Below are 13,402 nucleotides of genomic sequence, written 5' to 3'. Positions count from 1 at the left end.
GCGTGGCCTGATTCAGATCAGTTCCAGGATCATGGCATTGGCCTGACCGCCAGCCTCGCACATCGACTGCAATCCGTACCGAATGCCGTTGTCGCGCATGTGGTGTACGAGGGTGGTCGTCAGACGTGCGCCCGAACCGCCGAGAGGATGACCGAGTGCCATCGCGCCGCCGAGAGGGTTGAGCTTGGCATAGTCGGCGCCGGTCGCCTGCAGCCAAGCCAGAGTGACCGAAGCGAAAGCCTCGTTGATCTCGAATGCCCCGATGTCGGACAGTGACAGCCCCGAACGCTCGAGGACCTTGGCGGTGGCCGGAATGGGACCGGTAGCCATGGTGATCGGGTCGACGCCTGCCAATGCCACGGTGTGGACCCGGGCGATGGGCTTCCACCCTCTGCGAGCCGCCAATTCGCTGCTGGTGACCAGAAGCGCAGCGGCGCCGTCGGAGATCTGTGACGAGTTGGCAGCGGTGATACGTCCGTCGTCCTTGAACGGGGTAGGGAGCGCAGCCAATCGCTCGAGAGTCGATCCGCGCCGGACCCCCTCGTCGGTGTCGACCATGGACACGGTGCCGTCTTCGGCCGTGGTCTTCACCGGGCTGATCTGACTCTCGAATGCGCCCGAGTCGATTGCCGCGCCAGCTCGCTCGTGGGAATCGAGAGCGTGCTGATCCAGCTGCGTTCGGGTCAGCCCGAAGTTCTCGGCGATCATTTCTGCGCCCACACCCTGGTTGAATTCCACTCCGTTGTATCGCTTGCGGACCAGCGGGCCGAACGGCTTGCCGAATTGGGTGGCGCTGCGTGCCGAGCCGATTGGGACGCGGCTCATGCTCTCGACGCCTCCGGCGACGGCGATGTCGTAGTGGCCACTGATGATTCCGGCCGCGGCGAAATGCAAGGACTGCTGCGAGGATCCGCAAGCCCGGTCCACGGTCACACCGGTGACCGATTCGGGCCAACCCGCGGCGAGTACGGCGTATCGGCCGACGCCGCCGGCTTGTTCACCAACCTGGCTGACGCAACCCCACAAGACGTCGTCGACTGTGCTCGGATCCAGGTCGTTGCGTTCGGTGAGGGCGCGAAGGACATGTGCGGACAGGTCGACGGGGTGAATCCCGGACAGCCCTCCGTTCCGCTTTCCGATCGGTGTGCGAACTGCGTCGACGATGACGGCGTCGTTCATGGCGTGCTCCTTCGTTGCCGACTTCGAGGTCGGCGTCTTTGTGGTTGGACAGATAAGTGAATTACCAATAACTTTTGTTTGGATGTCGATCCATTTCGATCATTGACCCTGCATCTAGTTATGGCAAATTCACATTATTCATTGAACTGCTTGCTAGGAAGCTATTTTAGTGATTGAATCCTGCCCAGCAGGCAATGTGACGCCCATCACCGAATCGGGCATGTCGGGCGCCAACGGCGAAGTCGTGGCGAATCTTCCCTTACCAGTTTAAGGAGATTTAGTGGTACTCGAACAGCAGGTGAACCGGCCTCGGGCCAAGCTCGGAGAAGCAGGCGAATCCAGGACAGTGGCCTGGGGGATGACCAGCGTGCTGGTCGCCATGTATGTCATCAACTTCGCCGACAAAGCAGTTCTCGGCATCATCGCTCAGCCCTTGGCCAAGGAGTTGGGACTCTCCGCTTCGGATATCGGTCTGACCGGTAGTGCCTTTTTTCTGATGCTCTCGCTCGGTGGCTTGTTCTCGGGCGCTCTCGACAAGTGGCTCGGACTGCGCTGGGCGCTCGTCCTGCTGGTCGTCCTGTGGTCCGTGGCGATGTTGCCGCTCATTCTCTCGGCCAGCTTCGTGACCCTGCTGGTGAGTCGGATGATTCTCGGCTTCGCCGAAGGACCCAACTCGCCCCTGCTGTTCTCCGCCGCGTACTCCTGGCATGCGCCGGCGCGACGCGGACTGCCGGGAGCCGTCCTGACCTGCTCGGCGTCGATCGCGAAGATTGCGATCGCACCCATCCTCGCGTACGTGGCCGTCACCTGGGGTTGGCGTTCTGCGCTGGTCGCATTGGCGATCGCGGGTCTGTTGTGGGCTGTGCTGTGGCTGGCAATGTGGAAGGAAGGTCCGTACGGCCGCAGTGGCAACTCGGGTAAGGCCGATAGCGTCGACTCGCGCCCTGAAGAATCGGGCCCTGAAGACTCGGATCCGGCATCGGCATCGGCATCGGCAACGGCAACGGCGCCCACGACCGACGCTGAGCCGGCTGTGCCCTGGCTGCACATCTTCCGTACCCGCACCTTCATCGGCGGAGTTCTGCTCATTGCAGCCGCCTATGCACTCGCAGCAGTGGTCCTCACCTGGTTGCCGTCGTATTTCGAACTGGGCCTTGGTTATTCACGGCTCCAGGCCGGTTCCATGTTCTCCATCCCCAGCCTCATCGGCCTTGTGATCATGTTGAGCAGCACGTGGCTCAGTGACAGGCTCATCACCAAAGGCGTCAGCATGCGGGCTGCTCGGGTGGTCTTTCCTGCGGTCGGCATGCTGATCGGCGGCACGATGTTGGTCTTCCTGCCGTTCGTCAGTGCGCCCGTCATGGCTGTGTTCATGGTGTCCTTGGGCTATGCGATATGCACTCCGGTGCTGCCGCTTCTCAATGCCTGTGTGAGCGAATTGTGCCCGCCGAAGCAAATTTCCGGGGTACTCGGGGTGTTCCTGTCGCTCATGGCGTTCGGTGGTTTCATCGCGCCGTACATGATGGGACGCATCGTCGATGCGACCGGCGACGGTGGTGACGGCTACGCGACCGCCTTCCAGATCCTCGGTGGGGTTGCACTCGTCGTGGCCGTTGTCGGCATCGTCATCATCGACCCTGCCCGTGACAAGAACTTGGTGCGCCCCAACGCTCCTGTTGTTGCTGCCCGATAGGCCGATCTCGATGACCTTCGTACTCGATCATCATGTTTCGCCTGACTTCGAGAGCCTACTCACTTTGGAAGAGTTGAGCAGCAACGATTTTCGCGGCTACTGCCATGCCGGGCATCCGATGAGGGCGTTCGGCGGGCAGGTGGCGGCTCAGGCTCTGACCGCCGCCGGCTGTACCGTTCCACCGGAAAATCTTGCGCATTCGCTGCACGGTTATTTCCTCAGCGCGGGCGATCCCACCAAACCGATCGTCTACGAGGTGGAACGACTCCGAGACGGGCGGTCGTATCGCTCCCGTCGAGTCACTGCGAGACAAGATGGCGAACCGATCTTCACGTCGTCGGCCTCCTTCAAACTGCCCGAAGGCGGCGCGGATCGGCAGTTGACGATGCCCGAAGTGCCGCCACCCGAGGAACTTCCGGATCCGTACGAGCACTGGGCGCAAGAGCGGCCTGAGGAGTACCAGGCCGCGACAACAGTGCGAGTGATGTCCCTGCGCTTCGTTCCGCAGGATCGGGTATCGGACCACCGTGCAGTACCGGGACTTTCAGAGCAGACGGTGTGGCTCAAACCCGCTCGAGCCTTGCCCGACAATCCGTTGCTTCACGTCTGCGCCCTCACGTACGGCTCCGACATGACATTGGCGTCGACAGCGTCACTGGACATCCAACCGCATCGCTCGATGCTCAAGGGTCAATCCAGGGCGATCGTGACTTCCCTCGATCACGCTGTGTGGTTCCATCGACCCTTCCGCGCTGACGACTGGATGCTCTTCTCGCAGAGCAGCCCATCGTCCTGCGACGGGCGCGGACTGTCGAGTGGGCACTTCTGGAGTAGGGAAGGAGATTTGGTAGCCACTGTTGTCCAAGAGTCGCTGGTTCGCCGACTCGACTAGAAGATTCTTTCCATCCATTCCGAACAGCTGGAGGTTCTACTCATGACGCTCGCCTGGCCGACCGATATGCCTCGGTGCCTCGACTATCCGACGACGGGAATCGACGCAGTTCTCGCGGGAGCTGCGCGCGCTTACCCTGATCGAATCGCGTTGCAAGACGGCGCCCTTGCACTCACCTTCGCCGAGTTGCATGATCGTGCACAACGAGCGGCCGGGGGATTGCGTGCACTCGGAGTGCAACCGGGGCACGTCGTGGCGCTCCATATGGCGAACAACCTGTGGTACGTCGTGGCGTACTACGGTGCGTTGTGTGCGGGTGCTGCTGTGGCGCCGGTCAATCCGACTCTCCCGCCCGCCGGTCTCCGCGATCAGTTGGACGATGTGAAGGCCCGGGTGGTCATCTCGCACCCCGAAACCGTCGGCATCGTTCTGGCAGCGGACGCGCAGTGCGTCGACGCAGTGGTGTGCGTATCCGCGACACCCTCGGCGCCGGCGACCGAAACGGTTCTGCCAGAGGGCGTTCGTGCATTCGGCGATCTACTGCAAGCGCAGCCGTTGGTGTCGTACCGCGTCGATCCGGAGCTCGTCGCCCATCTGCAGCTGACCGGTGGTACGACCGGACGCTCCAAAGCTGTTCGCGTACTTAACCGTAACCTGGTTTCGAATGTCATCCAGATGGCGTCCTGGCGATCGGGACTTCTCACCGAACTCGACGAATTCGGTGGGCTTCGCATGCAGTCGACCGTCGATCGCGGTCCTCACGCGCTGGTGCCTGGCGAAGGCGTCAACATCGCAGTGGCGCCCCTCTTCCACGGTCTGGGCTTGGTCGGACAGAACGTCAGTACGCTGCTCGGATCGACCGTTGTCTTCACCGGCCGCTTCGATCCGGACCGGATGTTGGCAGACATCGAGCGCCTCGGCGTCACGCACATCACCGGTTCGCCTGCGATGTACTACGCATTGTTGGCGAGCAGCAGGATCGGAGCGCACGACTTGTCCTCCGTGCGTGCGATCAACTCCGGCGCAGCCCCGTTCGACACGACATCGCTGCGGAGCCTTCAAACGATCTTCGGCAACGCCTGGGTCACGGAGGGATACGGCCTGAGCGAAGCGACGATGGGCCTGACCGGTGCGCCTTTGAACAGTGATGTCGCGACGCCGCCGGACAGTGTCGGTGTCGCAATCTTCGACACCGAACTCGAGATCCGAGACGAGAATTCGGCAGTCCTCGGGCCCGGCGAGGTCGGTGAGGTCTGGGCCCGCGGGCCCCAGATCACCGACGGATACCAGAGCCAGCCGGAGCTGACCGCGGTTCAGTTTCGCGATGGTTGGCTCGCGACCGGCGACATGGGGCGGCTGGACGATGCGGGGCACCTGTTTCTGGTCGGGCGATCGAAGGACATGATCATCTACAAGGGCTACAACGTGTATCCGCAGCCGCTCGAAGAGATTCTGTGTTCGCATGCTGCCGTTGCGCAGGCAGCCGTCGTCGGCGAAAAGGTGCCGGTGGTCGGCGAGCGTGTGACGGCCTTCGTTCAATTGAACCGCGACTTCGCGTCCGAATCTGCATCGGACCTGCAATTGCTGGAACGGGAATTGACGGACTACGTGGCCGCGAAGGTGGCTCCGTATCAGAAGGTTCGTTCGATCAGATTCGTCGACCGGCTGCCTGTCACCGCAACGGGAAAAATACAGAAAAACGTATTGCGGAACAGTCTTACCGTCGACACAGCCTAGGACGTTCGTCCAGTTGTCTCTTCCGATTCCGTCCTGCAGCGGCGTGATTTCTGCGAGAGTGTCGAACATGCGTGGAATTCTGGTAGCCGGTGTGAGTGCATTCGCGGCGGTCGTCTCGGTCGTCTCGGCTTCCACCGTCGGTGCCGAGACGACTGCGGACCGAGCTCGCTCGTTCTCCGAGACCACGTCCGTCGGCGTCCACAACTCCTACGAGAAGGCGACGTTTCCGTACTTCGCCGACGCTTTGGACTCCGGGGCCTCGCTGCTCGAATTGGATCTGTGGACCAACGGCGGTGGTCCGGACTGGCGTGTCTCGCACATGAATCCGGTGGTGAGTGACAGCAACTGCGTCGGTGCGCAGGACGCATCCGGGTTGCGAAGTGGTCAGCGAGATCAGGGACTGCGCGGATGCCTGGCAGATATGCGGGCGTGGCACGAAGCCGACCCCGAGCATCCTCCGGTGATGATCAAGTTGGAACTCAAGGACGGTTTCACCACCGGCTACGGACGCGGACCTGCCGATCTCGACGCCTTGATCCTCGGGACTCTCGGCGACGCGGTCTTCACTCCATCCGATCTGATGGGTGAGTCCTACTCGACCCCGGATGCCGCCGTCACCGACCGTGGATGGCCGACCATGTCCGAGATGAGCGGCAAATTTCTGTTCGAGCTGATTCCGGGAACGATCGAGGAGGGAAACCCGCTCGACACGGAGTGGACCGACCGGCAGTACGCGACGCACTTGCGAGATCTGTCCGCTGCCGGACTCGTCCAACTCGGCGCCGCCTTTCCCGCTGTTCACCGGGCGTCACCGGGAGACCCACGAATCGACCGTTACGCCGACCCGGGCATCCGCCCGTGGTTCGTGATCTTCGACGGCGACGCCCTCGATTACACCTCGGGCGTTGTGGATCCGCAGTGGTACCACGATCGTGGCTACCTGCTCGTCATGACCGACGCGCACAAGGTCGCTCCACAGATCGACGGTGCGCACGCCACCGAAGCCGAGGCGAGCGAGCGTCTCGACCGGTTGGCGGGTGATCACGCAAGTTACATCACCGCGGACTGGTCGAGGTTGCCGAACGTACTGTCCACCGTGGTGCCGCGTCGGTGATCTAGAGGGCGGCAATTCTCAGGAACAGGGTGCAGGATGGGTTCATGCGCACTGTCACGTGGAATCCCGAAGTCTACGGCCGCTATTCGGGTGAGCGGTCACGCCCGTTCGTGGACCTGGTGTCACGGGTGGCGACCGAAGACCCGACGCGGGTAGCCGACCTCGGCTGCGGATCAGGTAGCTTGACCGCGATGCTGGGGGAACGATGGCCGGACGCCTCGGTATCCGGATTCGACTCGTCTCCCGAAATGGTGGCGCAGGCCCCGACAGACCTACCGGGAAACGTCACCGTCGAGTTGGGGGACATCATGTCCTTCGATGCCACGGGTTACGACGTGGTCGTCAGTAACGCTGCATTGCAGTGGGTTCCGAGCCACCGCGAGCTGATCGACCAGTGGGCGGACACCCTGGCATCCGGGTCGTGGCTGGCGTGGCAGGTTCCGGGAAACTTCGATGCACCGTCACATGCGCTCATGCGAAGCCTCGCGGAGTCCGCGGAATGGAGCGAGCGACTGGGTGGCGTCCTACGCGGCCCGGAAGGCGTCGACAGTCCGGTTGCGTACGCGCAGCGTCTGCAGGAGCACGGATTCGACGTCGACGCCTGGGAGACGACGTACGTACACGTGCTGGCCGGTGCTGATCCGGTGCTCGGATGGGTTCGGGGGACTGGACTTCGGCCGGTGCTGGACGTTCTCGGCGAGGCCGACGCTCCGGAGTTCGAGCGCCAGTATTCGGATCTGCTGCGGGAGGCGTATCCCGCAACAGCCGCCGGAACGCTGTTTCCGTTCCGGCGGGTGTTCTGCGTGGGACGCAAGCGGTAACTACTCGGCTGTGCTGCGGTCCGCCGATCACTCAGCGGTGACAAAGCCTTCCGAGACCAGCCAGTCGCGAGCCACGTCCGCCGGCTCCTTGCCGTCGACGTCGACCTGCCGGTTGAGCTCGGTCATCACCTCGTTGGTCAGTTTCTCCGAGATCGGCGCCATGACTTCGGCAACCTCCGGATGTGCTTCCGCGAAGTCCTTTTTCATGACCAATGCCGGATTGTATTTCGGGAAGAACTGCAGATCGTCTTCGAGCAGAACGAGATCGAGTGCGATGATGCGACCGTCGGTGGTGAACACCTCGCCGAACTTGCACTGATCGCTGTCGGCTGTGGCCTGGTAGATGATGCCGGTCTGCAGGATCTGGCGTTGAGCACGCGAGGCGTCGAAACCGTATTTCGCTGCCAGGCCGGGGTATCCGTCCTGGCGGACGTTGAACTCGGTCTCGACGCACGTCACCGCGGCGCCGGGATCGGATTCGACCAACTTCGCGTAGTCGGAAACCGTCTTGACACCGGTCTTCTCAGCGGTCTCCTTGCTCATCGCCAATGCATACGTATTGTTCATCGGCGCCGGATCGGTCCACACCATGTCGTTCGCAGCAAGGTCCGCATCACGGACGGCCTCGAACTGCGCCTGCGAATCGGGAAGAGGAGTCTCGTTGCCGAGGTAGTTGATCCAGCCGGTCCCGGTGTACTCGTACGCAAGGTCGATCTGCCCGTTCAACTGTGCGTCACGGGTGCTGTTCGAGCCCTGGATGTTCGTGAGATCTCGAACATCTGCGCCCGCAGCGGCCATCGCGAATTCGATGACGTATCCGAGCACGATCTGCTCGGTGAAGTCCTTGGAGCCGACGGTCATCTTCACACCCTCGAGCTCCGGAACCGGCTCGATGCTGCCGGGACCGACAGCCAGGGGCAGTGCGCCACCGGACTCGAGGCCACAGGAAGCGACAAGTGTGAGGCCGATCGTGGCAACCGCGACTTTCCAGCCCCACGTTCTGGTGATCGAAGTCTTGGTCATCGTAATCCCTTGGGCCCGAGATAAGTTTCGGCGAGCGCGCCGAGCCAGTCGATCAGCAAGGCCAACGACACCGCCAATACGGCACCGACCACGAGGGTGACGTTGTCGCGGAGCTTGTATCCGGTGTCGATCAGAATGCCGAGCCCGCCGGCACTGACCAGGAAGCACAGCGTCGCGGTGCCGACTGCCAGAACGAGCGAAGTGCGCAGTCCTGCAAGGATGTACGGGACGGCCATCGGGAATTCGAGTTGACGCAGGACCGTGAGCGAAGACATTCCCTGCCCGCGCCCGGCATCGATCAAGGTCTTGTCCACTTGCTGGTAGCCGAGGATGGTGTTGCGCAGCACCGGGAGCAGCGAATAGAACGCGATGGGAAATACGCCGATCCAGAAGCCCGTCGTTCTTGTTGCGAGATAGAACAGCACGAGCAGGCCGATGGCAGGCGCCGCGGCTCCGATGTTGGCTATCCCCACGAAGAACGGTGCCAATCGGGTGAATTTCGGCCTGGTCAGCAGAGTTCCGAGTGGAACTGCGATGGCGACGACGATGATGACCACGGCGGCCGTGATCAGTACGTGCTGCCAGGTCAGTGTGACGATGTTGTCGAGATTGATGCTCGCCTTCTGCGTCGCGTTGAGATCTCGGCTGAATGCCCAGATCAACACGCCCGCAACCAGGATCAGGACGATGACCGGTTGCACATACAGTCGCATCCGTTCCGCACGGCGCGTGGCGGCGTTCTCGGCCGCACCCAGATCGGGGGCGTCCGGTTCCATCTCAGGCGCGGAGACGCGCTCCTCTGTCGTGGCAGTCATGTTCAACCCTCGACGTTCTCGGTGTCTGGCTCTTCGTCGTGGTCGTGCGCATGCTCCTCGCGCATCTCGGAGAGATGGCTGACCAGTGTGTCGATGGTGATGAGACCGACATACTCGCCGCGCCGTCCGGTGACCACAGTGGACGCATTGCTTTCGGCGAGAAGAGCCTCCAAGGCATCCTGCAGGGTGGACTGGATGGACACGGCTTCGCCGATCTCGTTACCGACACCTCGAAGCGTCGACGCATGGGCGAGGTGGCCGGGCGAGACCCAGCGAAGCGGCCGTCCACGCTGATCGAGAATCAGGGCCCACTTCCACTTACGCGCTGCGAGTGCGGTTCTCAAATCATCGACCGAATCGGTTTCGCGGGCGGTGAGGCACTGCTTGAGTTTGATCTGGCGCACGCGTGTCAGGGTCAGCTGCTTGAGCGAGGCGTCCGCCCCGACAAATCCCGCGACCATGTCGTTTGCGGGATTGGCGAGAATCGCCTCCGGAGTGTCGTACTGCATGATGCTGGACTGATTGCCCAGCACGGCAATACGGTCACCGAGTTTGACTGCCTCGTTGAAATCGTGGGTGACGAAGACGATGGTCTTACCCAACTCCGACTGCAGACGCATCAGTTCGTCCTGCAGCAGGCCGCGGGTGATCGGGTCGACGGCACCGAAAGGCTCGTCCATCAACAAGACAGGGGGATCGGCAGCCAGCGCCCGCGCCACGCCCACACGCTGTTGCTGGCCACCGGACAACTGGCGAGGGTAGCGGTCGCGATAGGTATCGGGATCGAGGCCGACGAGGTCGAGCATCTCGTCGGTGCGAGCTGCGATACGTTTCTTGTCCCAACCGATGAGGCCGGGCACCGTCGCGACGTTCTTCGCAATGGTGAAGTGCGGGAACAATCCTGCCTGCTGAATCGAGTAGCCGATGCCGCGGCGAAGCTTGTCCGGGTCGATGGACAGCGCGTCCTTGCCGTCGATGGTGATCTTGCCCGAGGTGGGTTCGATCAGACGGTTGATCATGCGCATCGTCGTCGTCTTGCCGCAACCCGAAGGTCCGACGAAGACCACGATCTCACCGGCCGGAACAGTGAGTGAAACATTGTCCACCGCTGCAGCTTTCTGGCCCGGGTAACGCTTGGTCACGGATTCGAGAACGATCTCGACCCCGGATACCTTCTGATCTGTGGATACGTCAGACGGAATGGTTTCAGTCATTGCAGCCCCTTCGAAGTAGTGAGACGACCGATGACGACGTAGATTCCGTCGAGAATCAGAGCGAGAATGACGATCAGTACGGTGCCGACCAGCGCTTGAGGAACAGCGTTCGGGCTACCGACGCGCGAGAGTCCGGAGAAGATCAGGTTTCCCAGACCAGGACCCTTGGCGTACGCCGCGATGGCCAGGATGCCCATGAGCATCTGTGTGCTGACCCGCATGCCGGTGAGGATCGACGGCCACGCGATCGGCAGCTCGATTCGACTCAGAACATGCATGCGATTCATTCCGACACCGCGGGCTGCGTCCGTGATCGCCGGGTTGACCGCATCCAGACCGATGATCGTGTTCCGAATGATCGGGAGCAGGGCATACAAGATCAACGCGGTGATCGTGGGAGCGACGCCGAGACCGAGAATCGGAATGAGCAGTCCGAGGAGGGCGAATGAAGGAACCGTCAGGATCGTGCTGGCCAACGCCGTAGCGATGGAGGATCCCGCCGGGCTCCGGTAGACGAGAATGCCGATGATCACGGCGGCAATCGTCGCGATGATCACGGACTGGATAACTGCTGAAACATGTAGGTACGAGTCGGTCATCAATTGTTGTCGTCGTGCAACGACAAAATCCCATAGGGCGCCCATATTTCCGAACCCACTTTCTTCGGACTTCTGCTCGCTCGAACGTCTTCCCTCGACACCGACCGGCGCACAAGGGCTTTCCCCGCAGCCTCCGTAGGCCGAGGGTTTCCCTCGACTGTCGTCCAAAAACTGAGATACTGCAACTAATTCCGATTGCAGCGTGTCGGATGTTGTTCTGGACGTGAGATTTTGCGGGACGCGGGTAGGTACCCACTGCGTGCGGAGTTGAAACGTGCTGGAGACAGTAAACGCTCGAGACAGCCATGCGGGAGGGCTCCGGAGAACCCTCCCGCATTGTGGGAACTGTACGAATCGGCCTCAGGCCCAGCTGAGCGCATCCTCATTGGACAGCCGCGGCAGACGGTCGAACCACGGGTTCTCGCCGGGATGGCCGATGTTGACCACCAGGGTGGTCTTGAAGCGTCCGTCCGCGAAGAACTCGCCGTCGATGCCGTCGGCGTCGAAGCCGGCCATCGGGCCGGCGACCAGGCCCTGCGCCCGAATCGCGAGGATCACGTAACCAGCCTGCAGTGCGGCGTTGAACTTGCTGCTCGATGTGGCGGCAGCGTCGTCGGACTCGAAGTAGTCCTTCATCTCCGGACGGATGGGGAACAGTGCCGGAATGTGCTCGTAGAACTTGGTGTCAACGGCAAGAACCGCGACAGCAGGCGCCGATGCGGTCTTGGCCTTGTTGCCGTCGGACATGTGCTCGACGAGGCGCGCTTTGCCCTCCTCCGTACGCACGAACAGCACGCGCAGTGGATTGGTGTTGGCCGCGGTCGGTGCCCACTTCGCGAGCTCCCAGATCGCAGTCAGTTCGTCGTCGGTGACCGGTTCGTTGGAGAAGGAGTTTGCCGTGCGGGCTGCTGTGAAGAGCAGTTCACGGCCGGCTGCGTCGAGCTGCTGTGCGGTAAATGGGGTGGCTGCGTCGAGTGACATCGGTGGTTCCGTTTCCGTTGTAGCTCATCCGAGCGTTACCCGGTAAAGCTAGTTGCTAGTAAAAAGAAAGTACTTGGATACGGTAGCACCAGTCGTAGGGTTCAGCGCTGGGGAGTGACGAGTCAGACCGTCTGGGTGGCGAGAATCCTCACCGCCAGATCCTCGATCGCGCACTGTCGTGATTCGAGTCGGACGCGCGTGAGGTCGTTGATCATGCTGATGGTTGCCAACACCGTCGCCCGTGCATCCGCGGTTTCGTTACCGAGCAGGTGTACCCACTCGTCGATGTACTCGCGTTGTGCAATGTGCGTCGAGGCCTGCGCTTCTTCGGGCAAGTTCGCTGTTTCTTCGATGAGAATGGCAATCGCGCTGTCAGGTGAGATCACCGAATTGGTGTACGAATGTACGACGCGGGCAATCGCGTCTTCCCGTGAGTCTGCGTTCCTCAAAGCCTGGACCAGGCCGAGTCGGAGTGTTTCGTTCCCGCGGGCCAGAATTGCTTGCAGCACTTCGGCTTTACTTCCGAAATGGGTGTAGATGCTCGAACTCGGAACACCGGCGGCGCTGCCGATGTCGTCCATTGTCACGGATCGGTAGCCGCGTTGATCGAACAGCGTGATTGCGGCGCCCATCAAACTTTCGCGACGCGAAGTGTGGCTGAAGTTCGAAGTCGGCTGGGGCTGTGCCGCCGGCTCCTCGGGAAGGACCGGAGCGGTACGAACGACATCGAACAACCTGGCCAACAATGCCTCGAAGCGCTTTCGCGGAAGCGTCGTGCGGTGTCGAGCGGGGCTGAACGCGATACTGGTGAGTGCCCACCCCAGAACGACGGAATCGGGAACCGACAGGTCGGGACGCTCGTGTCGAAGGGCGGCTGCGACCCGGCTCGTGACTTCCCGAACTCCGGCACGCGCCTCCGTTCTGCGCTCGGGGGTCAGGTTACGGGCCTCCTGATCGAAGAGAAGGCTACGGAAGTTGTTGTCGAGTCCGTAACGAACCAGTGCCGTGAAGACCACCTTGGAATCGGTTCGATCGACCTCGTCGAGGATCGCGAGGATCGAAGACGAGCCGTCGAGCATTGCCTGCGCGAGGAGTTCCTGCTTGTTCGGGAAGTGGCGGTACAGCGCGCCTGCGGTGATGCCCACCGCAGACGCGATGCCTTCCATGCTGACGTTGTGGTACCCCGAGCGGCCGAACTGTTCACGAGCCACGGTGATGATCTGCGCCTTGCGGTTGCGTGGGCGCAACGTCTTCTTCGGGGTCGTTTTCGGCGCGGCCGGCCGGTCCGGCGAGGCCGCAGGTGTGCCGTCCGATGTATCGATCGTCATGGGGCC

The 13,402-nt window shown here is 62.0% G+C and carries 12 protein-coding genes; 5 read left to right on the top strand and 7 right to left on the bottom strand.

Translation table 11 applies throughout. The features are described from left to right. Positions 1-12: 12 nt before the first annotated feature. On the bottom strand, positions 13-1,179 hold the full coding sequence (locus FEZ59_RS09415) for a thiolase family protein (protein WP_019745168.1): 1,167 nt from the start codon (positions 1,177-1,179) through the stop codon (positions 13-15). Positions 1,180-1,459: 280 nt separating this feature from the next. Between FEZ59_RS09415 and FEZ59_RS09410 the strand changes: the two genes are divergently transcribed. From FEZ59_RS09410 to FEZ59_RS09390, 5 genes are all read left to right on the top strand, one after another. Beyond that, on the top strand, positions 1,460-2,872 hold the full coding sequence (locus FEZ59_RS09410; RefSeq protein ID WP_134999073.1) for an MFS transporter: 1,413 nt from the start codon (positions 1,460-1,462) through the stop codon (positions 2,870-2,872). Between the two features lie 10 nt (positions 2,873-2,882). Further along, positions 2,883-3,764 (top strand): acyl-CoA thioesterase domain-containing protein, encoded by an 882-nt coding sequence (locus FEZ59_RS09405; RefSeq protein WP_134999074.1) that lies wholly within the window; start codon positions 2,883-2,885, stop codon positions 3,762-3,764. A 42-nt stretch (positions 3,765-3,806) separates the two neighbouring features. Beyond that, on the top strand, positions 3,807-5,501 hold the full coding sequence (locus FEZ59_RS09400; protein ID WP_172932569.1) for a class I adenylate-forming enzyme family protein: 1,695 nt from the start codon (positions 3,807-3,809) through the stop codon (positions 5,499-5,501). Between the two features lie 67 nt (positions 5,502-5,568). Then, positions 5,569-6,615 carry a phosphatidylinositol-specific phospholipase C domain-containing protein gene (locus FEZ59_RS09395; RefSeq protein ID WP_202022750.1) on the top strand — a complete coding sequence of 349 codons (1,047 nt, stop codon included), beginning with the start codon at positions 5,569-5,571 and terminating at the stop codon, positions 6,613-6,615. A 44-nt stretch (positions 6,616-6,659) separates the two neighbouring features. Further along, positions 6,660-7,436, top strand: a complete 777-nt coding sequence (locus tag FEZ59_RS09390) for a trans-aconitate 2-methyltransferase (protein WP_020908998.1) — start codon at positions 6,660-6,662, stop codon at positions 7,434-7,436. A 27-nt stretch (positions 7,437-7,463) separates the two neighbouring features. Here FEZ59_RS09390 and FEZ59_RS09385 read toward each other — a convergent pair whose 3' ends face one another. The 6 genes from FEZ59_RS09385 to FEZ59_RS09360 form a co-directional block, all read right to left on the bottom strand. Next, positions 7,464-8,459 (bottom strand): glycine betaine ABC transporter substrate-binding protein, encoded by a 996-nt coding sequence (locus FEZ59_RS09385; protein WP_019745161.1) that lies wholly within the window; start codon positions 8,457-8,459, stop codon positions 7,464-7,466. Continuing rightward, the gene (locus FEZ59_RS09380) at positions 8,456-9,235 is read right to left on the bottom strand and encodes an ABC transporter permease (protein ID WP_007731455.1); all 780 of its coding nucleotides are present in this window, start codon (positions 9,233-9,235) and stop codon (positions 8,456-8,458) included. Before FEZ59_RS09380 ends, FEZ59_RS09385 begins: the two co-directional genes overlap by 4 nt. 41 nt (positions 9,236-9,276) lie before the next feature. Then, the gene (locus tag FEZ59_RS09375) at positions 9,277-10,488 is read right to left on the bottom strand and encodes an ATP-binding cassette domain-containing protein (protein ID WP_007731456.1); all 1,212 of its coding nucleotides are present in this window, start codon (positions 10,486-10,488) and stop codon (positions 9,277-9,279) included. Further along, positions 10,485-11,132 (bottom strand): ABC transporter permease subunit, encoded by a 648-nt coding sequence (locus FEZ59_RS09370; protein WP_019745160.1) that lies wholly within the window; start codon positions 11,130-11,132, stop codon positions 10,485-10,487. The genes FEZ59_RS09375 and FEZ59_RS09370 overlap by 4 nt, the downstream gene beginning before the upstream one ends. Before the next feature lie 315 nt (positions 11,133-11,447). Continuing rightward, positions 11,448-12,068: a malonic semialdehyde reductase gene (locus FEZ59_RS09365; RefSeq protein ID WP_020908996.1), complete on the bottom strand. Its 621-nt coding sequence runs from the start codon at positions 12,066-12,068 to the stop codon at positions 11,448-11,450. A gap of 122 nt (positions 12,069-12,190) precedes the next feature. Next, entirely contained in the window at positions 12,191-13,396 is a 1,206-nt protein-coding gene (locus FEZ59_RS09360; protein WP_070795732.1) for a TetR/AcrR family transcriptional regulator, read from the bottom strand. Between the last annotated feature and the right edge of the window lie 6 nt (positions 13,397-13,402).

Source organism: Rhodococcus sp. MS13, from assembly GCF_013277835.1.
GTDB classification, from domain to species: domain Bacteria; phylum Actinomycetota; class Actinomycetes; order Mycobacteriales; family Mycobacteriaceae; genus Rhodococcus_F; species Rhodococcus_F erythropolis.
Note: the sequence above shows the minus strand (reverse complement) of the source record. Positions and strands in the feature narration are given on the sequence as shown.

What these genes read in the sequence shown, in the direction of transcription:
- FEZ59_RS09415 (WP_019745168.1), bottom strand. Translation starts at nt 1,179, where the DNA reads ATGAACGACGCCGTCATCGTCGACGCAGTTCGCACACCGATCGGAAAG.
- FEZ59_RS09405 (WP_134999074.1), top strand. Translation starts at nt 2,883, where the DNA reads ATGACCTTCGTACTCGATCATCATGTTTCGCCTGACTTCGAGAGCCTA.
- FEZ59_RS09400 (WP_172932569.1), top strand. Translation starts at nt 3,807, where the DNA reads ATGACGCTCGCCTGGCCGACCGATATGCCTCGGTGCCTCGACTATCCG.
- FEZ59_RS09395 (WP_202022750.1), top strand. Translation starts at nt 5,569, where the DNA reads ATGCGTGGAATTCTGGTAGCCGGTGTGAGTGCATTCGCGGCGGTCGTC.
- FEZ59_RS09390 (WP_020908998.1), top strand. Translation starts at nt 6,660, where the DNA reads ATGCGCACTGTCACGTGGAATCCCGAAGTCTACGGCCGCTATTCGGGT.
- FEZ59_RS09385 (WP_019745161.1), bottom strand. Translation starts at nt 8,459, where the DNA reads ATGACCAAGACTTCGATCACCAGAACGTGGGGCTGGAAAGTCGCGGTT.
- FEZ59_RS09380 (WP_007731455.1), bottom strand. Translation starts at nt 9,235, where the DNA reads ATGGAACCGGACGCCCCCGATCTGGGTGCGGCCGAGAACGCCGCCACG.
- FEZ59_RS09375 (WP_007731456.1), bottom strand. Translation starts at nt 10,488, where the DNA reads ATGACTGAAACCATTCCGTCTGACGTATCCACAGATCAGAAGGTATCC.
- FEZ59_RS09370 (WP_019745160.1), bottom strand. Translation starts at nt 11,132, where the DNA reads ATGGGCGCCCTATGGGATTTTGTCGTTGCACGACGACAACAATTGATG.
- FEZ59_RS09365 (WP_020908996.1), bottom strand. Translation starts at nt 12,068, where the DNA reads ATGTCACTCGACGCAGCCACCCCATTTACCGCACAGCAGCTCGACGCA.
- FEZ59_RS09360 (WP_070795732.1), bottom strand. Translation starts at nt 13,396, where the DNA reads ATGACGATCGATACATCGGACGGCACACCTGCGGCCTCGCCGGACCGG.